Below are 25106 nucleotides of genomic sequence, written 5' to 3' on the forward strand. Positions count from 1 at the left end.
CTCAATGTCAATTCGAAATTAGGCTATTTCACTCTGTAAATGGTCAGTTATTACGCCTTTATTTTTTTAGATATGGAGATTTCTTATTGGTCCATTCTTCCTCAATCTCCATTAATACGGCACCAATGATTCTAATTGCTGACTGATCATTTGGGAAAATTTGAATGACTTTTTCTCTCCTTCGAATTTCTCTGTTTAAACGTTCAAGCATATTCGTTGTCTTTAAATGCTTGTGGTACTGAACCGGCTGAGAGTGAAATTGAATAGCGTCCTCAAATCCTGCTTCAAGAGTATCAATTGTTTTTGAAAAGCCTTTTACCTCTTCGTACTTCTCTATGAAGCGATTTTTCAACTCTCTCACAATCTCTAATTCGGAATTACGAAACAGATCCTTCAGTTCTTGGCGAGCCTCAGCTGTTCCCTTTTTAGGCATTGTTTCGAAAATGTTTCTTAAAAAATGAACACAACACCTCTGCCATGCAGTCCCCAAAAATGTTTGTTTAATCGCTGTAACCAAACCCGAGTGGGCATCAGAAATAACCAATTTAGGGGATTGGAGCCCTCTTGATTTTAGATACTCAAAGAATAAAGACCAGCTTTCAGTTGATTCGGAATGGTTAATCTTTAAGCCAATGATTTCTCTAAAGCCCTTTTCATTTACACCACATGCAATATGAACGCTTTTGGAAACAACTTTATTGTTTTCGCGAACCTTAATATACAAAGCATCTACATAGAGATACTGGTAATAAAGAGTGTTTAATGGTCGGTTTCTCCATTCATTAATTACTGGATCAAGGGATTTGGTTAAATTAGAAACAAGGGATTTAGATACACTTTTCCCGCATAATTCTTCCACAATCTTCGTTACTTTACGAGTAGAAACACCATTAACCACCATTTCAATCATGGACAGAATTAACGCCTTTTCGCAGCGCTTGTACTTTTCAAAGACGGTTGTAGAGAACTCACCGTCTCTAGTACGAGGAACTTTTAATTTTAGGGATCCGGTCCCAGTAATAAGTTCTCGTTCATAGTAACCATTGCGATAACCTCTACGCTCATCGGTTCTTTCATGGGAGAGCGCATTAATATGTTCGTCTCGTTCTTTTTCCATTAAAGAATTTAGAATTAGTGCCAATGAGGCTTTAACAGGAGATTCTAATGGGCTATTCTCGATTTTTTCTTTGAGATCCTCTAAATTTATTGTAATATTAATGTGGGTCATCATCATGTCCTCCGTTTGTCGTTTTCTTGGTCGAAAACATTGTAACACGGGTCATGATGATGCCCTTTTCTTTTTACACAATTATATGGACTTTACCCCAAAGGCGATCATTGGTGCCCGCCACACGCGAAAAATGTTTCTCACGGTAACCAAAGGCGACTATTGGTGCCCGCCACACGCGAAAAATGGTTCGTACGGTAACCAAAGGCGATGGTGCTCGCCACAAAAACAAAATGGTGCCACAGTCATCCAGAATCAACAATCTCTTAGAAAATTGCCTTAAGAAAAAACGAATAAGAGGTTATCATTTATGATCACTAAAAAAAATGGAACACGAAGCATACGGAATGCCTAAATCTGCAGAAACAGCCTGAGCCGAATCTAAGATTAAAGAAACTATCTGCTTATCTTAATGGTGGTACAGCACTGGATCTTGCCTGTGGTCTTGGCGGAAACAGCTTTTTCCTTTCGCGCCTAAACTATCAAGTTGAGGCAATGGATATTTCAGACGTCGCGATCAACTTTATAAAAGAACAGGCAGCCAAATATAATCTCAACATCCAATCACACACTGCTGATCTTACTGAATTGCACAATCTTAGATGGACACATAAAACTTTTGACTTAATTGTCATTTCTTATTACTTAGACCGCTCTCTTTTTCCGATTGTTCGAAGCCTCTTAAAAGAGGATGGTTATTTTTATATGGAAACCTTTTATCAGTCACCGGAGAACGGAGATCGAAAAATTTCCAATCAATATAAACTGCAGCCGAAAGAATTATTATCTGAATTTGGTGATTGGACTCTTCATTATTTTGAAGAAAATGAACAAGAGGGATGGCAATCGATATTTTGTCAGAAACAATAATTCATCATTTTCTCTTTTGACTGGTTGGCAGAAAAAAAAGAGATCGAGTAAGTAATGGTGCCTCACCCTTTGCGTCAGGGCCTTAATAGGCTAGGGAGAAGGCACCAATATACAAAAATCAACCTCTTGCTTCAGCCTCAGCTACACTTTTTACACGTTCTAAAAATTCAACGACCACCTTATCATTTCCAAATAATAAAAATAACTTCACAAACCATTTTAATGGGCGATTGGTCATTTTATATTTAAAGGAAGTTTTTTTATCATTAATTTTATTTAATTCATAAAAAGCTGTAATTTCAAACATATTAGCAAGTGTAAAACCTACTTTTAGCTTTTTATGATCAGGGGTATTTGTATATTCTAATGTTTCTACATCATACTCTTCTATTCGTGTTCCTTCTTTATATTTTTGATGATATACACTGCCAACCCCATCTTCCGTTATTTTGATAGGCTTATGTTCTATGACTTTAGGCATGATTTTTTGCATATTATCTAGAGAACCATCAAGAAACTTCCAAACCTGTTCAATTGGAGCATTTATATCTATATCTCTTGTCCATTGCTTCATCAAAAAACACCTCATTTAGTAGTTTTATCGCAGATTAACGGGCTGTAAGACCCCCACTTCAAGAAGTTGAGTTAAGAATAAATTTCTAAGTGGGGGATCAACAGCCCGTAAAAGCCCATAAAATGAACACAGACTAAAAGCGCCACATCGTGTGGCAACGTCTGCGTGACCCACTTCCTGTGGGCCGCAACTAACAATCAGTGGGGGATGAAGGAAAACCCCCACTGATTGAAGTTTCACTTTATTACTTTAAACCATTCATTTTTTGTTCTAACATCATTATACAGGAACGTAGGTTCTAATTCACTTCATAACTTTTCCTGTTTGAATATTGCCATAATAGAATATAAAAGTTAGAATAGATTCACTATTGAAAAAGGATTAGAGGAATATTCATGACGTCACTCAAGAATTTACATCCATTAGTGTGGAATATTGTAATAGGAACGGTTTTTGGAAGAATGGCAACTTCCATGAGCATTCCGTTTTTGGCTATTTATTTAACAAAGGTAAAAGGGGTTTCTGCCACAGAAACGGGTCTAATCATTGCAGTTAGTTCACTTGTTGGGATTGCAACTAGCTTTTTTGGTGGTTATTTTTCAGATCGATTTGGTAGAAAAAGAGTTTTATTAATTTCCATTTTTATTTGGTCATTTGTTTTTATTGGCTTTGGTATAGTAGAAGCGATTTGGGGATTCTTTCTTATGAATGCGCTAAATGGTTTTTGTCGTTCAGTCTTTGAACCTGCATCGAGGGCATTGCTCGCAGATTTAACCGAAGCGAAAAATCGTTTGCTCATTTTTAATCTGCGCTATACTGCGATTAATGTTGGTGTGATTTTTGGTCCGCTTCTTGGGTTTTATTTAGGCTCATCTGAAACAACCTTTGCCTTTTTTATTGCAGCAGCTGTATATGCCTTGTACGGTATTTCACTTTTAATTACATATCAAAAGACATCTATTAAAACAGGTCCTAAAGAAAATGAGCGTGCTGGCAATCGTGTCAAATTAATGGAAGCATTAAGGATTACCAAGTCGGATTCAATATTATTATGGTCTTTGATTGGCTTTATTTTGACGATTACAGGTTATTCCCAATTGTCATCCACATTGCCGCAATATTTATCGAACACTCCACTTATTGAAAACGGGGCAAAAACATTTTCGATTTTATTAGCATTAAATGCAGTCACTGTTATTACCATTCAATACCCGCTGTTAACGATCGGAAAACGATATTCCCCATTGACCTCCATCATGTTAGGGAGTATATTGACCAGCTTAGGTTTAATTGGGTTTGGTTTGGCAAAAGGCATGTTCTCCTGGGTTATTGTGATTGTATTATTTACAGCTGGAGAAGTGTTAATGTTTAGCATGACAGATCTATTCATGGACAATATTGCTAAGCCTCATTTACGAGGCACGTATTTTGGGGCAATGGGTTTCACGCAGATGGGGAATGTCATTGGACCAGCACTCGGAGGCTTTCTGCTAGATACATATGGTTATGACAAGCCGATTATTGTATTTGGATTGCTATGCTTAGCCCCATTGTTGGCGATTCCGATTCTTTTAGGGGTCATGGTGAAAATGAAGAAGCAGTCACTTAGTGAGTCGTAAAGAATTAAACCATAATATAACACGCCCTTCCTCTTTTTTGGGGAAGGGCGTGTTATGTGTAAATAGGAATCATTCATTAATCTAAATAGCTTGCAATATAATTTTGACAGTAAATTCTTGATCTTTATAGACGAAATCTATAAATCCTTGGTAGTCTTTGACGATATCATGATGATTTTTTGCATTACCATTAAGAAACTTCCAAAACTGTTAAATAGGAGCATTTCTATCAATATCTTTTGTCCATTGATTTATCGCAGATTAACGGGCAGTAAGACCCCCACTTCAAGGTTGCGAGAGAATTAAAGAAACCTAAGTGGGGGATCAACTGCCCGTAAAGGCCCGATTGGTTCAACTAACCATCAGTGGGGGATGAAAGCCGACTAAGAACGCCACGTCCTGTGGCAACGTAGGCACTAGCACGTCCTGTGCGTCGGAAAACCCCCACTGATGGAAGTTTCACTTTATCAAATAACACCTCTTCTAAAATGTTTATACTTTAATTGAATTTATAGTATACTTTAATCTTCTCCATTTCAAACCCTCATGGCTGCTACAAAACTGAGTCATAAAGGAGACTCGCGCTTAATGAAACTTTCCCCATTTCTCTGCATTGTTCCGTATCAACATTTCCAATGTATAAATAAATAAAATCAACTTGTTTTAATATATTAAATAAATTATAATATATCAAAAGTTCGGAAAATAATAAATTCTAAAGGAGAGGTGTCTTTGAAGATATTTGACATTCACTCAGATCTATTCACTGATATAGTTTGGCGCAGAAGTAAGGGTGAACAAGATATATTTGATCGGATTCATTATCCTCGGCTGCAAAAAGGTGGCGTCGATTCGATAATTTGTGTTTTTTGGGTTGAGCCTGCTTTTCGCCACGACCCTATGACAAGATTCCGAACGATTTTTCAAATGGTAACGGAAGATTTACGAGCTTCAAAACGTGCGAACGTTTGCCGATCTGTACACGACATGGTTGATGGAGCAAGTTCGGGGAAAATTAATATTTTTTTAGGAATCGAAGGATTAAGTTTTATAGAAAAATGGGGAACGAAGCTCGTCGAAGAAAATATTGAAAACGCTTTCGATGACCTTCACAAGTGCAATGTCAGCCATGCAATATTTGTATGGAATGAATGGAATTTATTAGCGAGTGGAACAGGTTCATTTGATGAGCCGAAACGGAAAGGACTTACTAGATTGGGAGAGAAGGCTGTACAGAAAGCGAATGAGCTGAATTGGATTCTTGATGCTTCTCATTTGGATGAAGCTTCTTTCTGGGATATGCATCATACTAGCAGTCAGCCGATCATGGCGTCCCATAGTAATGCTAGAGCACTTTGCAATAATGAACGGAACTTGACGGATGCCCAGTTGAAAGCGATTGCTTCACAAGGAGGTATCATTGGATTGAATGCATACAGCGGTTTTGTCGATGAAACAAATCCGACATTAGATCGTTTTATCGACCACGCGATATACATAGCTAACCTTGTTGGCCCGGAGCATATTGCATTCGGTTTCGACTTTATCGATTACTTATCCTCCTATAATTTAGGGTCATCGTTTTCCGGAAGCATACAAGGTTTGGAGGATGTAACCAAAATATCTGATCTCCTCGAACGTTTGGCTGTAAGAGGATTTTCGAATAAGGAAATAGAAGCAATCAGCTTCAATAATACATTTCATTTCATCGAAAAGCATTTAAAAATATAATATACAGGGGTAATGCTAATGGAAAATACACTAATTAAATCCGACGATTTGATTACACTTTGGGGTATTATCATCATATGGGCAGCAGCTAGTATTGTTTTAGAACAGAAGTATAGGTGGGCAGGGAAAATTTCAGGGGCAATCATTGCTCTAGTTGGTGCAATTATCTTATCAAATACTGGTGTAATTCCGACAGAATCTCCAGTTTATGATGCGGTTTGGACATTCATAATCCCATTAGCGATTCCGTTATTGCTGTTTCATGTGAATTTTAAAAAGATATGGCAAGAGAGTGGAAGACTACTAATCATCTTCCTTCTGAGCTCAATTGCTACGGTTGCAGGGACCATTATCAGCTTTTTCTTATTAAAAGATCATATTCCGTATCTTGATAAAATAGGAGCAATGATGAGTGCTTCCTATGTTGGCGGAGGCGTAAACTTCGCGGCGATGGCTGCGAAATTTGAGCTACCTGGTGAGATGGTTTCAGCATCTGTTGTAGCTGATAACTTAATGATGGCAATCTACTTCGTTGTATTGATGATTATTCCAACGATGAAGTTTTTCAGAAACCGTTTTTCACACCCACATGTATTGGAGGTGGAAAGCGGTAGGAATAAGGATGATGGTAAAACGCTCGCAGAAAAATATTGGAAACGGAAAGATATTTCTTTGAAAGATATCGCCTTATCCGTTGGAACGTCTTTTTTCCTTGTGATTGTTTCATTTAAAATTGCTGCCTTTTTTGGTAGTATCATTCCGTCAGGAGAAGACGTATCATTTGGGTTAAATTTACTGCAGGGGCTAATTGGCGATAAATATTTAGTGTTGACCACATTAACATTTTTAGCGCTTGCACTATTTCCGAAATACTTTGAAAGCATTAACGGCAGTCAGGAAATCGGTACATTTTTAATTTATATATTCTTTGTCGTTATCGGAATACCGGCTTCCATTCCGCTTATCGTACAAAATGCTCCGTTACTGCTCGTATTTGTTGCAATTATCGTCGTAATCAACATGCTCATTTCCCTAGTCGCTGGAAAAGTATTCAAATACGATCTGGAAGAAATTCTACTGGTGAGTAATGCGAATATCGGAGGTCCAACGACGGCAGCAGCGATGGCAATCGCGAAAGGTTGGAAGAATTTGATTGGACCAATTTTGGTTGTTGGTACGATTGGTTACATAATAGGAAACTATATTGGTACGACGCTAGGTCTTTGGTTTTCAACGATGCTATAAGATTGCAAACCCGATATGATGATTGTAAAACACTAGGAATTGGAAGAGGCGGATGCAATGTTTGACGGACAGAAAATAAGACAATTGCGGACAGAGCAAAATCTTTCATTAAAAGACCTTTCTGAAAAGTCAGGGGTTAGTCTGAGTATGATTAGCCAGATTGAAAGGAGAAACACGGATCCAACCTTAACGACCTTATATAAATTATGTAAAGGATTGGATGTTTCCATTTCCACTCTTTTAGGCACGGACGAACAATCGACGCAAATTGTTCGTAAACACGAAAGAAAAACAGTCACTTTTCCAAAATCCAATTCAAAATATCAATTGCTGACTCCTATTAACGAGGGAACGATTGAAATGATCATGATTCAACTAGAAGCTGGGCAGGAGGATCAGCAACTTGTCGAGCATTCAGGTGAAGAGTGTGGCTATGTAGTAAAAGGTGAAATGACAATCATTCTCGGAAATCAAGAGTATATATTACGGGAAGGCGACAGTATCCGCTTTAAAAGTACAACTCCGCATCGATTTTTCAACCATACAGACGAAACCGTCATTTCCATATGGGCGATGACGGGAAGAGTATTGTGACAGTGAAGGTTTACAGGATACAAAAGGACTTAGTAACAGGTTTTCTGTTCCTAAGTCCTTACTCATCTTTAAGCTATATTAAATTTTTCCTTCATATATTTTACATCTTCTGCAATTGCTCGAACATCTTCTCCTATATGCAGACCGTATTCAAGAATTAAATGTGCATTTGGCGTATGCTCTTTGTATAATTTAATGAATTCTTCAAAATTCAAAGTTCCATCTAAAATTCTTTCATGAGAATCTTGAACACCATCGTTATTATGAAGATGATAGTGCGTTATCTTATGTTTTAGTGACTTTATGACAGTTTCTAGATTCCATCCGTTAGCATGAACATGTCCGATATCGATTAACACATTATTCTCTTCATTTAAACATTCATTAATAAATTCTACCTCATTGAATAAGACATTTCTCTTAGAATGAACACCTGCATTTTCTAGTAAAATAGCAATATCATCATTTTTTAATCGTTCATTTAACTCTTTTAAATTCTCTCTGCTATGTTTAATACTTTCTAACCTATTCTCTTCTGTAATCACTTTATTATTGTGATGGAATACAAGGTGTTTAATATTTAAATTTCTGCACAATTCAACAGTTTCAGCCATTTGATCCATTGCCTCATCATATTCTTTAGAACCTTTTTTCTCACTATGCTCTACACCGAAGTAGGGCCCATGAACCGTTAATGGTAAATCTTTAAGTATATGTTCAAAATCTTTTAATTCAGATCGAAACGATTTATTTTTCCAATTTGGAAAGAGTTCAAATCCTACTGAATCATCATTTAAAAGTGGTAATAAATCTTTTATTGGCGATAAACCTGTCGTTAAGAAAACATTTGTACTAATATAGATTGTCATGGTGATTCCTCCTATTATGAATAAATCAAATTTTCTTCTGTGTCGATATCAAAAAGATGGAGATGGTTTAAATCAAAATTAACTTTTACCATTTTATCCTTCACTTTTTCGTTACTGACCGTTATACATTCTTGTCTATTGAAATCAAGACAGACACCGTATTGGCTTCCATAATTCTCAACGAAATTAAATGTCATATCATAAAGTCCTGTTGTGCTGATAGACATATGTTCCGGACGAATTCCTAAATATATTTCATTCTTTTCATAGTCCAACAATCTGACTCTTAAATTTTCGGGTAAATGAATGACGGTTTCTCCTATTTTTAGAGACTTATCTTCAAGAGATGCTTTGAAAATATTCATTGGAGGTGATCCTATGAATTGTGCTGTGAACACGTTGACAGGCTTGAAATAAATATTTTCAGGCGTGTCTAACATTTGAATTTCACCTTTCTTCAAGACAACGATTCTATCACCCAATGCCATTGCTTCGACTTGATCATGTGTTACATAGACAAATGTGTGCTTAAATTCTTCATGTAAGTGAAGTAGTGATTGTCTTGCTGAAACTCTAAGCTTTGCATCTAAGTTAGATAAAGGCTCGTCTAATAAAAAGTACTCTGTCTGCTTTACTATCGCTCTTGCTAGGGCGACACGTTGTCTTTGACCACCTGATAAATCTTTAGGCAATCTAGTTCGATATTCTTGAAGTTCTAACATATCTAACGCTTTTTCCAAACGTTTATTGATTTCTGCTTTAGGAACCTTGTTACGTTTTAAAGCGTAAGTTATATTTTTCTCAACAGTCATATGCGGATAAAGTGCATAGTTTTGAAATACCATTGCTACATTTCTTTCTCCAGCACTCAAATGACTCATTTCTTTATCTTCAAACTGAATACTTCCACTATTAATCTCTTCCAGACCAGCGATAATTCTAAGTAATGTAGATTTACCACAGCCTGATGGACCTAACAGTACAAGTCTCTCACCTTTGTTAATGGTTAAATTTAAATTCTCAATCACTTTTGTATCTTTATAAGATTTGTTAATTGATTCTAGCTTAATCGTACCCATTTCATGCTCCTTTTTTACACGTTAAGAAAATATAAATTGGCCGCGCAGAAGATGTATGGACATAGTTGCCAATTTTAGGAATTAAGTGCGACGGACAGGATGTCCTAGTCGGGTGAATGCCACAGGACGTGGCATGTATGAGCGCGATAAGTGCAACTACGCATCTGTCTTCGCCTTTCTAAGGCTCGCCAATCTGCAAGTTTTCTTTATTTAATACCACTTGTCGTAAATGTATTGATAATATGCTTTTGGAATATTAAATATAATCCGAGTGGAATCGCCATTGTAATGACTGACAATGCCATCGCAACCGTAAAATTCGTTCCACCCTCAGAACTTATATACAGTTGAAGTGCAAGAGGTAATGTAAAGTTCTCCGTTGTCTTCAAAATAAGAACAGGCCATACGTACTCATTCCAAGCTAAAATGAAAAACCATATACTTGTTGATGTTACAGCTGGTTTCACCATTGGAAGAATATGATCCTTCATAATATATTTCGTCGGAATATTATCAAGCTTTGCCGCTTCAATTAATGACTTAGGTATTCCTTTCATCGATTGAGTCAACATAAAGATTCCAATGGCATCAGCCATTTGAGGGAGAATAACACCCCAAATATTATTTTGAAGTCCTAGTTCCGAAATGATTAAATAGTTCGGAATCATCGTTACCGTGAACGGTATAAAGATTGTACAAATTAACGCAAAATACGTTACATTCTTAAACTTAAATTGATAATAGACGATAGCGTATGCTGCAAGAAATGATGTTGCTACTTTGGCAACTGTAATAACGCTCGCAGTAATTAATGTGTTTATCGTAATACCAACTATAGGGATACTATCGAATAATCCTGTGTAATTCTCTAATGTGAATTTTTCAGGAATAAGAGATAACGTAGATGTGAAAGCTTCACTTAACTCTTTAAAGGAATTTGAAATAGCAAATACAATTGGATATATAGTCAATAGAATGAAGCTTATGAGTATGATGTGAAGGATCATGTTTTTGTAATTAGCTGTTTTCATAGTAAATCCTTCTTTCCACAAACAAGAATTCTAATAGTAGTAAAATGACGAAAATTAGGAGTGTTATCATCGCAAGTGCAGCTGATTGCCCGGTTTTATATACAACAAAAGCCTCGTGATAAGCTTGATAAATCAAGTTACTACTCCCATAATTCGGACCACCTTGTGTGATCACTTTTATCGGTGTAAATACATATTGAAGCCCTTGAACGATTGTTAAAATTAAAATGTAAAACCCTGTTGCTGAACTCATTGGCAAGACGATATCTATAAATATTCTAAGGTTAGAAATATTATCAAGCCTTGCCGCTTCAATAATTTCCTTTGATACACCAACAACCGACGCATATAACACGATAAAGTTATATCCAAACACTTTCCAAGAGACAATTAAACTAAGTACAATAATGACTAATCCATCTGTTTTAGACCAATTTGGGATTGAAAATCCAAACATTTCTCCAATAATGGCAACTGGCCCAGAGATGGGGTTTAAAATCCAAGTGAATAAAATTGAACCAACAACAAGTGATATAACAGACGGTATAAAGAACGCCACTTTATAAAATCCTTTAAATCGCTTGACCACATATCCAATAATAAAAGCAAAAATATAAGTAATAACGCAGTTAAATAGAATCAACACAACGATATAGAAAAATGTATTGAAAATCACTTTCTTCGTTGTATCGTTCGTTAATATGTTTATGTAATTATCTAAACCGACAAACTCTTTAGTGGGTGAAATCATATTCCAATCAAAAAAGCTTAAATAAAGTGTGTAAACCATTGGGATAACTGTAAAAACTAACAAGAGTACTATTGCAGGTGCTAAAAATAAATATGGCTTTAGTTTTTCTAACATCTTTTACCTCTCCATGAATAAATCGTCACCTACAGATCATAGACCGTGTAGGTGACGTTGCTTGCTTTATTTTCCTAGCAATTCATTAATTTCTTTTTCAGTTTTCTTCAGTCCTTCTTCAACATCAACAGAACCGCCTAAAATCTCATCTCGAATATCTAATAATTTTTGTTCCGCTTCTAATCCTGAATTACCAGGGAAGCTTGTCCAAGGTACAACGCCGTCCATCTGTTCAATTGCTGCATTCATCATTTCATTTTCTTCCAAGAAAGCCTTTAAGCCATTTTCAGATTGTGCAACATCTTTACGTGGAGGAACGTATCCTGTCCCTTTTGTCCATTCAGCCATACCTTCAACACTATATAAATACTCCATGAACTCCCAAGCTGCTTTTTGTTCCTTCTCATCTTTCGCCGTAATGGCTAACATCGCACCACCTGCTGGAAGCCTAACCTCTTTGCCTTCAAATGCTGGTGATTTAACTGTAGCTACATCAAACTTTGCATTATTTTGAACGTTAGAGCGTTGAGCAATAGTTGTGTACATCATTCCAACTTTACCGTCGATAAAACCTTGGATACCTTGATCCCATCCGATGTGAAGTGCCGTCTTATCATCTACAACCATCTTTTTATACATCTCATATGCTTCGATACCTTCTTTAGAAGCAAACGTTGCCTTACCATTGTCTAACATTTTTGCACCATTACTTTCTAAGATTGCTTGAGTTGCCCAGTTGTCTGCAGGTTCTTGAATATAAATTCCATAATTACCTGTTTTCTCTTTAATTTGTTTTGCAAACTTCTCAACGTCTTGCCATGTTTTTGGCCCATTCTCATCAAGGCCAGCTTCTTTTAACATATCTTTGTTGATGTAAAGTACAGGTGTACTTAAGGAGTAAGGAATACCTACTTGACTGCCTTCAGAATTCTTTGCAAGATCGATGATGTTTGGTAAGAAATTATCTTCTAAGAATGTCTTACTTTCTGGGAAGTGTTTGTCAATTACAGTCTGTGGCTCAACATATTCAAAGTTTTGTGAGAAATAATCTAAGAATGCCCAGCCAACCTGAACAACTGCCGGCGAATTACCTGTTGCTGCTTCAGCTTGTAAATTTTGCATTAAACCTTTATACATATCTGGATTAAACTTTGCAGTAACCTCAACTGTATCACTTTGTGCGTTAAAATCTGCAACTAACTTCTCAACCGTCTTTCCGCCTAATGTTTCAGCATTAACATGCCAATATTCGATTTTTGTCTTTTCTCCACTGCCTGCTTCTTCCTTTTTGTCTTCTTCACCACTGGTTGGTGCACATGCTGATAAAACTAAAACCAATAGTGACATTAGCAATAAAAATTTTTTCAATGTGTTTTCCTCTTTTCATATGTAGTCATTAAAACTTCATTCAATTCTTTTAAATCTTGTACAACTTGAATGTATTGTTCATTAATCGGTATATTGAAATGATTAATATAAATCCCTTTAATGCCAATGTCTTGGCATGGCTTAATATCGTTGATGTAATTATCGCCGATAGAAATAATTTCATGGTCTGGGTACATCTTTTGGATTTCCTTAACGTAAGTTGACATTCCTGTTGGCTTCTTCGCATCATAATAATAGTGATCAAATGCATGATTTAATCCGAATAAATGGACAAATGTCGATGCGTTCTCTTCTGGTGAATTTGTCATTAATATTTTTACGTCATCTAAGTTTTTAACTGTCTCGATATAAGTGTTGTTCATTTTAAGCGCAAAACCTGGTTGTATCATTTGTTCTCTTACTTTGTAAAAAGCTTCGATCTGCTTCGCTTCTTGAATCTCGTATTTACGAGATAAATACAAGATAACTTGCCATGGATCACCGAGTGAATAACTGCCGATTTGATTATTTATAGTGTCATTCAAACCAATTTCACTAACGCCGTTTAGGATGTCATTCAATTCGTTTTTGATCGCATCTTGAATCCAGTGGTCACTCGTTATCAACTCAATATAAGCTTCGACAAATGCCATATCATGATACAATGTTCCGTCTAAATCAAAAATAAAAACTTTCTTTTTCATGGTGAAATTACTCCTTTGATTATTAATAATTTTTGAATCCCTCCTTTGAAATATAAAGAGACCACAAACAAAGTCAGTTCACTTTCCTCTAACTTCATTTGTGGTCTCTTATACCGTCTCGTATTTACTTGTTAATTAAATTGTAACGTTCATTTGTAAAACACATATTAATCTATTGTAAATACTTTATTTATTTATTTTCCATATGTCTGAATTTGATGTTGAAACAGCGATAGCACCATCTTTTAAGCTTCTTTCAAAAATATCAATCGTATCTACCAATCCTCCTGTTATGATTGGGATATCCGTTTTCTTTTTAATTTCTTTAATGACATATGTTGTCGTACTTGGCATTATTTCTAGTATATCTGGCTTTAATGAAATCGCTGCTTCAATAGTATTTTTTAACATTTCACTATCAATCATAAAAGATCTTAATATAGTTTTTAAGTTATGTTGCTTACATTTTGTTACCATATTCGTTTTCGTTGTAATAACGCCGTCTGGTTTAACGTACTTTGAGATGAACGTAAGTCCGTATGAATCTAACTTGAGCCCTTGTATCATTTCGATATGCACATAGACAGGGATGTTTTCTTTTTTAAAGACATCAACATATTCTTTTATATTTTGAACATTTCCTAATAGTAGAAAGACTGAATCGATATTATCTTTATATTTAATCGCAAGATCAATTTGTTTCGGTAATTTAATCGCTGCAATAATATTTCTTTCCATTTACGACACATCCTTTACTCATTTTCGAATTTATCTATTCAAATTATAATCCCATCATTAAAGTTTATAAAAATGAATTTCATAATGAATTTTTTGGAAAAGAACTCAACTACCACTATAGTATATACGCATCGCCACTCAATCAGAATTTATCTTTGCAAAGCAGCATAAAAAATATGATTTGAGACAATAAAGCACTTAGTGTTATGGTTTTTTTCATGTTACCTCCATATTTAGTTCTTTCTTAAAGGAATGCTTTTGATAGGTCTAGTATAAGCTTAAACCCCTAGTGGGAGAAAATAGTTACATATTATTTTTAAAAAAATACTTTTTTTACTTAATGTGTAATTTAATACAGAATGTTGTATAATGAGCTAAATGTAATAGGTAAAATTTCGTAAAAAATCGCAATAATTTACATTGGTTTTACCAATTTTTAATATTTTTAAAGTAAATTAGAATTAAGAGGATGGATTGCATTGAAAGGGAATAGAGTCCCAATATTCTTCATTCCCTTACTAATTTTCCTAAAAAACGGAAATGGAGGTGATGACATGCATGTTGTTATTGGCGATATTTCAATAGAAAATAAGATTGTAGCCCCCTCAACAAAATGTGAGGTAGTTTATTCAATCTTTAATGAAAATCCATCTTTGGAGGGGATTGTCGTATGCGAAAACGACGAGCCAATTGGATTAGTAATGAGAATGCTATTTTTTCAAAAGCTGTCTACTAAATATGGCTTTGACCTTTTTATGAAACGAACAATCGAGCTTATGATGGATCAAGATCTATTAATAGTGGATTACTCTGTACCAATTACTGAAGTTAGCGCGCTTGCGATGAACCGAAAACAGGAGAACGTATATGACTATGTTATCGTCACGAAACAGGATCGAATCTTTGGAATTGTAAGCATACGGGAATTAATAATAAAATTATCAGAGATACAGATTAATATTGCTCGCTATTCTAATCCCCTTAGTGGTCTCCCTGGAAACATTTTGATCGAAGAAACATTAAGGGAAGTTTTAACCTATAAGGAGTTTAGTGTTCTATACATAGATATTGATTCATTTAAAATCTTTAATGATACCTTCGGATTTAGTGAAGGAGATGAATTAATTAAGGAAACAGCAAATATTATTACTGATAGTATTTACACGACAGATAATATGCCTTCATTTGTTGGGCACATAGGCGGAGACGATTTTATTGCAGTTGTTCCCCATTATCAGCATGAAGATTTATGCAATGCAATTATCTCCCGATTTCATCAGTCAATCCTCCGCTATTACTCACATGAAGAATTAAATAAAGGTTCTATTCAAGCGATCACTCGGCAGGGAAAACTAGAAAATGTTCCGTTAGTGACGATTTCAATTGCAGTAGTCCAAAATAAAAATTGTGAACTAAAAACAGTTGGGCAAATAAGCAAAGAGGCGGCTAGAGTGAAGAGCAGGTGTAAGACCATTAAGAACAGTGTTTTCCTAACCCATAAAGACATAAAAGAAGAAATTCTGTAATTAAAAATGGTTGTCTGAAATACGTTTCAAATGTTAATGAAAATAACACTAAAATGAATGATTCCTGATCATGAAAGATACATTAAAGCCTTGTAGTTAGCGAAACTACAAGGCTTTTTTAGCTATAGGAATCTCATTATACTAATTGTGTCTGTAAAATAGTATTAGAAATAGGAATACGCCCATTTACTAACTCTGGCTCCGGTTTTCCAAGTGCAAAGCCCTGTCCCATGTGAACTCCTAGGTTTATTAGGAATTTCAGTTCTGATGCATCTTCAATTCCTTCTGCAATGACTTTGGTATTGGATTGTATAGCAAAATCCATCAGCAATTCTACTAAATGCTGCTTCTCTGGATGGTAATTGATCTCTCGGATAAGAGATTTGTCTAGCTTAATAAATTCTGGTTTTATCCGTACAAGAGTTTGTAAGCTGTTATATCCTGTCCCTGCATCATCTACAGCAATGCGAAAGCCCTGTTTCCGATAATGCTCAATCATTATTTCAAACTGCTTATAATTAAAGACCGCCTCTTTTTCAGTAAGCTCTAAAACAATTTGGTTAGGGGATAGATTATATTTGGCCAACAATTCGAGGGTTATTCCAGTCCGATAAGCTGGGTCAGCTAACACTTGAGGCTGAATATTAAGGAATATTAATGGCTCTTTGTGATGCTTAAAGTTTATAATTTGCTCTGAAAATCTCTCAAGAGATAGATTTCGTAAAAATTGCTCAACAGCAAAAACATCATTGCTTTTCCCTACATACTCATAAAATGATTCAGTTGTAGGAAATAATTCGGTGCTTTGAGGTCGGTTTAGAATCTCAAAACCAATTGTTGAACCTTCTTCTAGCGAGAGAATAGGCTGAAATACCGTTTTTACTTTACATCTTTGCATAAGTTCTTGTAGTTCTATACTTTTCTTATAATCTTGATAAAGACTCTCTTTCTTGGTGTTTAAATAGACAAGAAAGTTGAAAAAGTTGCTCAATCGGTTATTTTTCATAGCGCACCTATTGTAGAAAATTGTCGTTTAATCTATTTATATTATAGTTCCTTATCAACAGTTCGAATAATAATTATTTGTAAAAATTATGTAAAACTATGTAAAACTATGTAATCGTTGGATAAAAGTAAGTATCAAAAGTCATAAATAAAGATAAAAAAGTAGTGACCCAAGAAATAATTATTCTAAAAGAAACAAAGCCAGGAACTTATAAAGAATATTTCCATACAGATTACTTTTCTATGTCATATGTGCAATCTTTTACTACAGGACATTATGCGGAAAAAATGTTTAGCGATTATTCATATCGACTAATTTTAAATTGATCAAATTGGCATTGTTGATCACGTAAAGGTTTGCAGGGTTTTTATTTTTTTGAATTAGAGCAAGTCCTTGACAAACACCCAATGATCTATTATTATATTAATATAAATTCAATATTCCTTTTAAGGGGAGTAGCTTTTACAGCAAAGTCGTCAGGACAGAGTGAATAACTCTCGGCTTTGTTGGCAACTATGACGTTGTTAGCAAGACCTTACCAGTTGGTAGAGGTCTTTTTTGTTTTTTGGGCCTATACCAGGTAACGGTATAGGCCCTTTTTCATTAAGGAAAATACATGATTTTGGAGGTATAGCATGAAGAAGAAAAAACTAAGCTTCAATCGATTAATGGAAGAGAATAGAGAAGAAATTTTAAAAGATGAGTATGTATTAGAAAGGATTGAAAAGAAATTAGATAAAAAACATGAAGATACATTAAAAAAGCAGCAACAAGTTCTATCAAATAATTAATATAAAACAAACTGGAGGAATTCTTATGTTTAAAAAAATAATCGCATCCCTAATGGTATTAAGTTTATGTTTAGCACCAGTGACATCTATTGTTAATCATAATCCGCATGTAGTAAGTGCTAAATCATATAAATCTGGTAAGAAATCGTACAACTCAGGCACTCACAACAATTCGTCGTTCTATAAAAAAGATACTAATCAGCAAGTAAATAAGCAAAAAACAACTACAAATTTCACCAAAAAATCAAAGACTCCAAAGTCAAGTAAAAGTGGATTTTTAAAAGGATTAGCTTTTGGTGGATTAGCAGGATTACTTTTCGGAGGTCTTCTGGGTAACCTTGGTGTTTTAGGCTCTATTCTAGGATTGTTTATCAATGTCATGGCTATTATGGCTTTAGTTATGATTATACGTAAGGTATTCACTTCTTTAAAAAGAAAAAGAAGGGACAATCATACATGGGAAAGATAAAAATAAACGAGCAAGATATAATTAATGCACTCTGTCTATATACTGCCGAAAAAAAGAAAGTCTCTCCCCACGAAGTCGAAATGGAGTTAATGTTTGATGATGAATATGGATTCTCAGCAGAATCCCATGTATTAGGGCGAAAACAAATTTTTATTACGGCAAATATTATCGAGGCAATCCGATTCTGGCTGGATACCGAAATGGGCGTAGATCCGTTTGCAGCAAGAATTGAATTAATCCTCGATGATCATGAAGGTATTATTGCCTTTGTTGAATAAGTTTTATGATAGAAGAAGATCAGTCTCTCGAGAACTGATCTTTTTTTATACGATCAGGTAGCTATGTTTAGTGAACAAAAGAAGGATAATAAATATCTTTGGTGAAGTTAATAGTAAAGAATAGAGTAGTAGGGAGTCAAAATATGAAATTAATTTCTCCGGAAGAATTGGTATTGGAAGATCTTATTAAAAGTTGCAGCTGTTATTTTGGATTTCAAGTATTGGAGACAATCCCAATAAAGCATGGCTGGCTAAATTTAAAGTGGCGCCTAATAACAGATTCTGGCATTTTTTTACTAAAGCAATACAATAAGGAAAGATTAAGAAAATATAACCATGCAGAACTGTTATTTGCATTCACTCAGCAAATGCGATTACACAGGGCTGGTTTTCCATGTCCTAAGCTTTACTCTTATAATGGACAGATTCTGCTTGAATCAAATACTGGTGAACTTTTCTTGTTAATGGAATACTGTGATGGCAATATGATTCCTCCAGGTAAATTAAATAGCCATCAAATGTATGACCTAGGAAGGGCAACAGGAAGAATGCATCAATTATTAAATGATGGATCAATAGTAAGGAAAAGAACACCTGTATTTTCACCATCTAGTAAGAAGGAGCGATTAACCCATTGGAAGTTAGTCAAGAGTCATCTGAGGGACAAGGGTAAAACGCACTTATTACCCATAATTGATACGCAATATAAAACTACTGAAAACATAAATTTTGTAAATGATCATATAGGTGAATCAGGCTGGGCTCACCGTGATCTCTGGGTAGATAATATATTGTTTCATGACAGAGAACTAAGCGCTGTCTTAGATTTTGATAGAATGAAATATGATTTTCCTCAGCTTGATGTTGCAAGAGCTGTCATTTCTGGTGCGTTATATGAGAATAAATTAGATGTTTTCCTTGTTTCAGTTTTTGTTGAAGGATATAGAGAGGCACGTTTATTTGATAAAGGATGCTTACTTGAATCATTAAAATGGTTGTGGTATATGGAAAGTACATGGTGGATCCATGCTGAACTTGATTTACAAAGTGGCCCCTCACAGCGTTTTTCAGAGGAAATACAATGGTTGTCAGAAAATCTGACGGAATTGGAGTTCATGTTAAAGGAGTTATAACTAAGAAAATGGCCATTAAATATGGCAAACAGTGATTGATACTGTTCGCCATTAAGCGAGTCTTCTTAATCTATAAGGATTTCTGAGAACCCTTGTCTTGGATGCCATTAGCTATTATCTTTTTGGCGAATCTTTAAAAGTTCGAGAAATTTCAACAGCACATCACCACCAAACCCAGCAATGATGGAAAGGAAGATAACCTTTAATGTTGAATCTGGATCTGTATAGACAACTAAGAATACTGCACCGATAGCCCCCAAAATGACTTCTTCCCAAAATCCTAGATAGATAAACTTCTTTGTTTTCCGGGGCATTACAATCTTGCCCTCATTTCTAATATGTCCTGCTACACCGACTAGTCCACCAATCATAACAGCGAAGATAATGTTCATTAACATTTGCACTTCACACTCCTAAAGTCGAGATTTTTGGTTAAGCGACCTTAGTTTGATTCATGGTGTATTACCAGTATATAGAGTTATTACAAAAAATAGTATGCGTAAAAATACCGAATTTTCCAAAATTTTACGTAGGAAAACTATACTGCAAAAAATTACATTTTTTAGAAAGTATCCTACTATTGCATTAGTTTCCTATATTGGACAATTACTTGATGAGATTTATTTTACAATATATACCAAAAAATATTTTATCATAAGAAAGAAGAAGGTGTATTGGTAAAAAGACTAAAACTACGAATTGAAAATGAGGGATTAAACATTTGGCTTTCATTAAAAATGGAATAAAAAACTAATAAAATATTTATTTTATTATTAGTGCGAATGTAAAGCGCACATAGAATTCCCAATATATTCGCACCCATTTTTTATGCGTAAATTCCAAATTATAGTATAATTGTATTTGTAAGTTCTTTATTTATTAAAGAAAATAGCGATTATTTGATAATATTAATGATTATTAGTATTTTTTTATCAAAATTCGCTGTCGCACTCAACATGAGTGCGTGGATTGAAATATTGTTTCTGATAAGGATTGAGAAATCATTTTTATTGTAAACTCTATATAAGTGCGATGACTGTGTTAGAATCAAAAGTCTTCACAAAAAAAGACTGGCAAAGATACTTACTCCTCAGCCAGTCTTGCTTTTTTTATTACTTCATACTGTTCAATAGCAAAATCTTTAAATGGGGTCGATGGTAGCTGATAAAAATGGTTGTAAGCTATTTCTGCAAATTGAGATGCTTCATCTACTTTCCCTAGTTCTAAGTGACAAAGTGCTTTATGCGTGTCCATAATAAAAAAGTGAGACAAATCAAACGGATGATGTATAAAAGGTGGAATCTCTATTTTTTCTAGGCAATGGAGTGCTTCTCTATAATGAGCAAGGCGATACAAGGCTTTGCCTTTTTCAAGGTTAAAATAATGTTTAAAAGTCTCTGTCATGCTCGGATCTGTTAAACACTGATCAATCTTTTCTAGTGCTTCTGTGTATTCATGTTTTTCAGAGATAAGGGATTCTATCATCATAAAATGATAAAACAGGATAGAATTTGTATCATCAGCAAACTCTCCGTATTGCTTTAACTTCAGTAAGTAATGGATCTTTTTTTCCTTATTTTTCTCCATCATTGCTTGGGCAGCTGCCAGTCGATATAATTCATCAATTAGATAAAAAATTCTATTCTCTTTGGAAAAGGCAATGGCACTATCCATCACTCGTGTTGCCGACTCCGAATCACCCACAGCAAAGTATAAAATCGCTTCATAATAATCAAGATCCAGCCGAGTCTTTGGATCAATGTAGACGTGTTTTGCTTCGATTTTTGCGCGATCATTTAAAAATATCGTTAAGGCTTCTTCATAGTGATGATCGATGAATTTTTCCGTTGCGAGGAATACGCTGATTGATGCACGCCTTGAAGTAAGGTTCATTTGATCGTATATTTCTGCAGCTTGTCCGGAAAATTTCTGCCAACCTTCCATTTTTTCGTTGTAAAGACAGCGGCTATAAATATCTAATAATCGTGCTGACTCATAGCCTTGAGTTAGGTTTGCAATGTAAGGCTTAATGAGATCAATAATTTCCTTATCTTGCTCTGTCTTTATTAGTTGGTTTTCTGTTTCGCATAAGTTTTCAATATTGTATAATTCCTCTGCTTTTTCAAGGGTTTTCCTTAATTCCTGTAAACTAATTTCCTCTAATAAATCAGACATCTCTACTCCAAGGCGTTCAGCAATATAATGTAAGCTTTCTATTGAAGGATTCGCCTTATTGTTTTCAATAAGACTGAGCATCCCTTTTGTTAGGCTTTCACCAGCTAATTCTTCGAGTGTCATTTTCTTCTGTTTTCGTAGTGTTCGAATTCGTTCTCCTAACATGTTGTTTAGGCACTCTCCTATTTTTAATCATTTGTTTAATTATATTAAACTTTTGCTTGAAAGGGAAGAGAATGTTATGTTACGATTTGTTTAATTAAATTAAACTTTTGGTGTGGAGGTTATTATGGAAAAGGCTTATAAGTTAAAAAAAGCAACATATCATTTATGGACATTTACGATTAGCAAGTTAATTTCCTCATTTGGATCTCAAGTGTATACATTTGCCATTAGTTTTTATATTTTACAAATGACAGGATCTGCCACGAGCTTTGCCACGAACCTTATTTGCAATGTTTTACCTCGTACACTCGTTTCCCCGTTTGCAGGGTATGCTGCGGATAAATATTCAAGAAAGATGATCGTCATTATTGCGCAAATTGGTACGACGATTGCAATTGGCGGGTTACTTGTCGTTAGTTTAACATCTGGTCTTTCGCTTGCTGCTATTTATATGACCACGATTATTTTGTCACTTACTTCAACTTTTTCAGGGGTGACCTTCACTTCGTCCATTAGCGGACTTGTCGATGGAGCAAGAATTCAAAAAGCGATGTCAATGAATCAGATGTCCATTTCTTTCGCTTCGATTGGAAGTCCTGCAGTAGGCGGTTTATTATACGGATCCGTCTCAATGCCAGTTTTCCTTATTATCTATATGATTGCTTCTAGCATAGCTGTTATTCTTGAATCCACAATGAATTTCAATCTCTTCGCTAATCGTAAAAAGAAAGTTGAAGGCGAAAGAAAAGAATCCATGTGGCAAAGTATGAAAGCAGGATTTAGCTATTTGAAATTACAGCCTCTTATTATGGCAATGATTTGGATCGCCTTACTCGTTAATTTCTTATTTGGTGCTTTTGAAGTTGGCTATTCATTTATCCTGATTGAAAAGTTGAAGATTGCTTCTAATCATTTCGGTTTTACACAAGGGGCTTTAGCAGTTGGAATGTTATTGATGTCCATATATTTCTCTGCCAGAAAAGAAGTGAAATTCCCGTTTCTCGTTTCAAAAAGAGGAATTATGTGTATGGGAATGCTCATGGGTGGCGTTTCTATACCATTATTAGTTGCCATGCCGTATCCCATTATTTTTTCCTATTATGCAATCCTTATGTTCGCTTTCGGTGTAATGGTTATTATCGTAAATACCCCATTGCAAGTGTTCATGCAAAAACAAATTGATGATGATTTTAAAGGACGTGTTTTCTCTATCCTGGAAACGATGGCGATGGCACTTATGCCATTAGGGATGGTACTATATGGAGTCCTGTATGATGTATTACCGGCTCAATGGGTACTGTTCTTGTCTTCTGCTGTACTCATCGGGGTTGTCCTTATCCTGGCAAGACCTTCCGTTGTAAGAAAAGCACATCCGGAATATAGAGAAACTAACGTCATTAAAGAAGAAGCGAAATCATTTTCATAAAACTGAATTTCAGAAAGTATAATTTTTTCTATAAAGCTAAATTTTAAAATAGTGGAATTTCACTTCGAGTTAATCCGTGATAAGGTTAAATTTCTGAAAAATTAAAATATATAGCTTCAAAATACAGAAACATACTACTAGATTTTTTACAAGATAGTGAAATTCCTTTCGTATTCCAAAATAAGTAGAGGTGTAATCATATTTAAGGGAGGGAATTTAGAATGTCAGGTCAAGCCATCATTTTGTTTTCAAAAGATTTACATATTCAAAATAATGAACAAGTAAAACAATTTGTTGAAAATGGCTCTGCATCTTTTACTGCCCTTTTTCTTGGTGAAAAGTTAGTAGTGGTTATAAAAGCTTTGAAGGAAAAAAAGCAGACATATGATCAAATCCGTATGATCGCTGGGGCTGTCGCGCGAGAGCTGAGTAAGCGTAAAGTGATAAATGCGGTTATACATGAGGAAGCACTGAAAAAGGTATTGCCGAAATTACATGTAGATGGAATGATAACTGCTTTTGTGGAAGGCTGGCACTTAGGTGCATATAAGTTCGTTATGTATAAGTCAAAGGAAAATTACTTTAAGACTGAGCTGCGAGTGGAAGGCAGAGCAGAATTGAAGCATTTCATTGAAATAGGAAAAATTCGTGCAGAGGCGACCAACTTTTCTCGTAATTTAATGAATGAAATTCCGAATGTACTAAATCCTGAAACATTTCCAACGATCTTACGAGAAGAGTTTGCTCATTCAGATGTACAAGTGAATGTATTTAATAAAGAAAAGCTGGAAGAATTAGAAATGAATGGCGTCTTAACGGTTTGCCGTGGGAGTAAATATAAACCTTCCTTTGTTGAACTTATATATTGCAGTGACGAAACTAAGCCACTTACCGCTCTAGTTGGGAAAGGGGTAACTTTTGATACAGGCGGCATTAGCTTGAAGACTGGAAGAGATATAAGTAATATGCGCATGGATATGGGCGGTGCCGCTGCTGTTGCTGGAGCAGTGAAGCTGTTATCTGCATTGAGAGCAAAGGTAAATGTTATTGCGCTGATTCCAATGGTTGAAAACACAATTGACAATACGTCAGTACTTCCAAGTGAGATCATCCGATACAAAAATGGCCATACCGTGCAGGTTGCGAACACAGATGCGGAAGGGCGTCTCATATTAGCTGACGGTCTCATTCGCGCCGGAGAGTGGGGAGCAAAATACGTCGTTAATATTGCTACATTAACTGGAGCCATTGCTAATGCACTAGGATCAAAAATAGCTGGTGCATTCGGGGATGAACGTCTTTCATTTGAAATGAAGGAAATCGGTCGAGAGAATGGAGATTTTATTTGGCCAATGCCATTAGTTGAAGAATATGAGAGTTACTTAAACAGCGATTATGCTGACTTTAGTAATATTAGTTCAAAGGGAGAAGCGGGTTCAATTACAGCAGGATTATTCCTTCGCCGCTTTGTTCCGAAATCATGCAGGTGGCTTCATGTAGACATGGCTGGAGTAATGGAAAGTGAAGAAACCGGCTATTATGCAAAATCAGCAACAGGATATGGTGTTAGATTACTAGCTGATTTTACAGTGCATGTTTCAAAGTAAGTTTATAAGACTGTA

The 25106-nt window shown here is 35.3% G+C and carries 24 protein-coding genes; 12 read left to right on the forward strand and 12 right to left on the reverse strand.

The window, feature by feature from the left end; translation table 11 throughout:
* Positions 1-58: 58 nt before the first annotated feature.
* On the reverse strand, positions 59-1228 hold the full coding sequence (locus KHA94_RS17000; RefSeq protein WP_213101687.1) for an IS256 family transposase: 1170 nt from the start codon (positions 1226-1228) through the stop codon (positions 59-61).
* Between the two features lie 357 nt (positions 1229-1585).
* On the opposite strand from KHA94_RS17000, the gene KHA94_RS17005 reads away from it, so the two are divergent.
* Positions 1586-2098, forward strand: coding sequence for a class I SAM-dependent methyltransferase (locus KHA94_RS17005; RefSeq protein WP_213103901.1), 513 nt, complete (start codon positions 1586-1588; stop codon positions 2096-2098).
* 118 nt (positions 2099-2216) lie between these two features.
* On the opposite strand, the gene KHA94_RS17010 is transcribed toward KHA94_RS17005, so the two are convergent.
* Entirely contained in the window at positions 2217-2672 is a 456-nt protein-coding gene (locus KHA94_RS17010) for an SRPBCC family protein (protein ID WP_213103337.1), read from the reverse strand.
* Between the two features lie 395 nt (positions 2673-3067).
* Here KHA94_RS17010 and KHA94_RS17015 point away from each other — a divergent pair, with 395 nt between their 5' ends.
* The 4 genes from KHA94_RS17015 to KHA94_RS17030 all read left to right on the forward strand — a co-directional run bounded on the left by KHA94_RS17015 (position 3068) and on the right by KHA94_RS17030 (position 7861).
* On the forward strand, positions 3068-4291 hold the full coding sequence (locus KHA94_RS17015) for an MDR family MFS transporter (RefSeq protein WP_213103338.1): 1224 nt from the start codon (positions 3068-3070) through the stop codon (positions 4289-4291).
* A 732-nt stretch (positions 4292-5023) separates the two neighbouring features.
* On the forward strand, positions 5024-6022 hold the full coding sequence (locus KHA94_RS17020) for a dipeptidase (protein WP_213103339.1): 999 nt from the start codon (positions 5024-5026) through the stop codon (positions 6020-6022).
* Positions 6023-6040: 18 nt separating this feature from the next.
* Entirely contained in the window at positions 6041-7267 is a 1227-nt protein-coding gene (locus tag KHA94_RS17025) for a DUF819 family protein (protein WP_213103340.1), read from the forward strand.
* 57 nt (positions 7268-7324) lie between these two features.
* Positions 7325-7861, forward strand: a complete 537-nt coding sequence (locus KHA94_RS17030) for a helix-turn-helix domain-containing protein (protein WP_213103341.1) — start codon at positions 7325-7327, stop codon at positions 7859-7861.
* Between the two features lie 68 nt (positions 7862-7929).
* Here KHA94_RS17030 and KHA94_RS17035 read toward each other — a convergent pair whose 3' ends face one another.
* The 7 genes from KHA94_RS17035 to KHA94_RS17065 all read right to left on the reverse strand — a co-directional run bounded on the left by KHA94_RS17035 (position 7930) and on the right by KHA94_RS17065 (position 14515).
* Complete coding sequence (locus KHA94_RS17035; RefSeq protein ID WP_213103342.1) at positions 7930-8730, reverse strand: sugar phosphate isomerase/epimerase family protein; 801 nt, start codon at positions 8728-8730, stop codon at positions 7930-7932.
* 14 nt (positions 8731-8744) lie between these two features.
* The gene (locus tag KHA94_RS17040; RefSeq protein ID WP_213103343.1) at positions 8745-9809 is read right to left on the reverse strand and encodes an ABC transporter ATP-binding protein; all 1065 of its coding nucleotides are present in this window, start codon (positions 9807-9809) and stop codon (positions 8745-8747) included.
* A 206-nt stretch (positions 9810-10015) separates the two neighbouring features.
* Positions 10016-10840 (reverse strand): carbohydrate ABC transporter permease, encoded by an 825-nt coding sequence (locus KHA94_RS17045; protein ID WP_213103344.1) that lies wholly within the window; start codon positions 10838-10840, stop codon positions 10016-10018.
* The gene (locus tag KHA94_RS17050; RefSeq protein WP_213103345.1) at positions 10827-11705 is read right to left on the reverse strand and encodes a carbohydrate ABC transporter permease; all 879 of its coding nucleotides are present in this window, start codon (positions 11703-11705) and stop codon (positions 10827-10829) included. Before KHA94_RS17050 ends, KHA94_RS17045 begins: the two co-directional genes overlap by 14 nt.
* 66 nt (positions 11706-11771) lie before the next feature.
* Positions 11772-13073 (reverse strand): ABC transporter substrate-binding protein, encoded by a 1302-nt coding sequence (locus tag KHA94_RS17055; RefSeq protein WP_213103346.1) that lies wholly within the window; start codon positions 13071-13073, stop codon positions 11772-11774.
* Positions 13070-13777 (reverse strand): HAD family hydrolase, encoded by a 708-nt coding sequence (locus KHA94_RS17060; RefSeq protein ID WP_213103347.1) that lies wholly within the window; start codon positions 13775-13777, stop codon positions 13070-13072. Before KHA94_RS17060 ends, KHA94_RS17055 begins: the two co-directional genes overlap by 4 nt.
* Before the next feature lie 186 nt (positions 13778-13963).
* Positions 13964-14515: a glycerol-3-phosphate responsive antiterminator gene (locus KHA94_RS17065; protein WP_213103348.1), complete on the reverse strand. Its 552-nt coding sequence runs from the start codon at positions 14513-14515 to the stop codon at positions 13964-13966.
* 554 nt (positions 14516-15069) lie between these two features.
* Between KHA94_RS17065 and KHA94_RS17070 the strand changes: the two genes are divergently transcribed.
* Positions 15070-16041: a GGDEF domain-containing protein gene (locus KHA94_RS17070; RefSeq protein WP_213103349.1), complete on the forward strand. Its 972-nt coding sequence runs from the start codon at positions 15070-15072 to the stop codon at positions 16039-16041.
* A gap of 136 nt (positions 16042-16177) precedes the next feature.
* Here KHA94_RS17070 and KHA94_RS17075 read toward each other — a convergent pair whose 3' ends face one another.
* Complete coding sequence (locus KHA94_RS17075; RefSeq protein WP_213103350.1) at positions 16178-17047, reverse strand: EAL domain-containing protein; 870 nt, start codon at positions 17045-17047, stop codon at positions 16178-16180.
* 635 nt (positions 17048-17682) lie between these two features.
* Between KHA94_RS17075 and KHA94_RS17080 the strand changes: the two genes are divergently transcribed.
* The 4 genes from KHA94_RS17080 (at position 17683) to KHA94_RS17095 (ending at position 19718) form a co-directional block, all read left to right on the forward strand.
* Complete coding sequence (locus KHA94_RS17080) at positions 17683-17838, forward strand: FbpB family small basic protein (RefSeq protein WP_213103351.1); 156 nt, start codon at positions 17683-17685, stop codon at positions 17836-17838.
* A gap of 25 nt (positions 17839-17863) precedes the next feature.
* Complete coding sequence (locus tag KHA94_RS17085) at positions 17864-18307, forward strand: hypothetical protein (protein ID WP_213103352.1); 444 nt, start codon at positions 17864-17866, stop codon at positions 18305-18307.
* Positions 18295-18585, forward strand: coding sequence for a YxcD family protein (locus tag KHA94_RS17090; protein WP_213103353.1), 291 nt, complete (start codon positions 18295-18297; stop codon positions 18583-18585). The genes KHA94_RS17085 and KHA94_RS17090 overlap by 13 nt, the downstream gene beginning before the upstream one ends.
* A gap of 143 nt (positions 18586-18728) precedes the next feature.
* On the forward strand, positions 18729-19718 hold the full coding sequence (locus tag KHA94_RS17095) for a phosphotransferase (protein WP_213103354.1): 990 nt from the start codon (positions 18729-18731) through the stop codon (positions 19716-19718).
* Between the two features lie 107 nt (positions 19719-19825).
* Here the strand turns inward: KHA94_RS17095 and KHA94_RS17100 are convergent, their stop codons facing one another.
* Together KHA94_RS17100 and KHA94_RS17105 are read right to left on the reverse strand one after the other, a co-directional pair.
* On the reverse strand, positions 19826-20116 hold the full coding sequence (locus KHA94_RS17100) for a DUF4257 domain-containing protein (RefSeq protein WP_213103355.1): 291 nt from the start codon (positions 20114-20116) through the stop codon (positions 19826-19828).
* Positions 20117-20801: 685 nt separating this feature from the next.
* Entirely contained in the window at positions 20802-22058 is a 1257-nt protein-coding gene (locus KHA94_RS17105; protein ID WP_213103356.1) for a helix-turn-helix domain-containing protein, read from the reverse strand.
* A 124-nt stretch (positions 22059-22182) separates the two neighbouring features.
* Between KHA94_RS17105 and KHA94_RS17110 the strand changes: the two genes are divergently transcribed.
* Together KHA94_RS17110 and KHA94_RS17115 are read left to right on the forward strand one after the other, a co-directional pair.
* On the forward strand, positions 22183-23484 hold the full coding sequence (locus KHA94_RS17110) for an MFS transporter (protein ID WP_213103357.1): 1302 nt from the start codon (positions 22183-22185) through the stop codon (positions 23482-23484).
* A 221-nt stretch (positions 23485-23705) separates the two neighbouring features.
* Positions 23706-25091, forward strand: coding sequence for a M17 family metallopeptidase (locus KHA94_RS17115; RefSeq protein WP_213103358.1), 1386 nt, complete (start codon positions 23706-23708; stop codon positions 25089-25091).
* Positions 25092-25106: the final 15 nt, after the last annotated feature.

Source organism: Cytobacillus citreus (assembly GCF_018343665.1).
GTDB lineage: Bacteria > Bacillota > Bacilli > Bacillales > Cytobacillaceae > Cytobacillus > Cytobacillus citreus.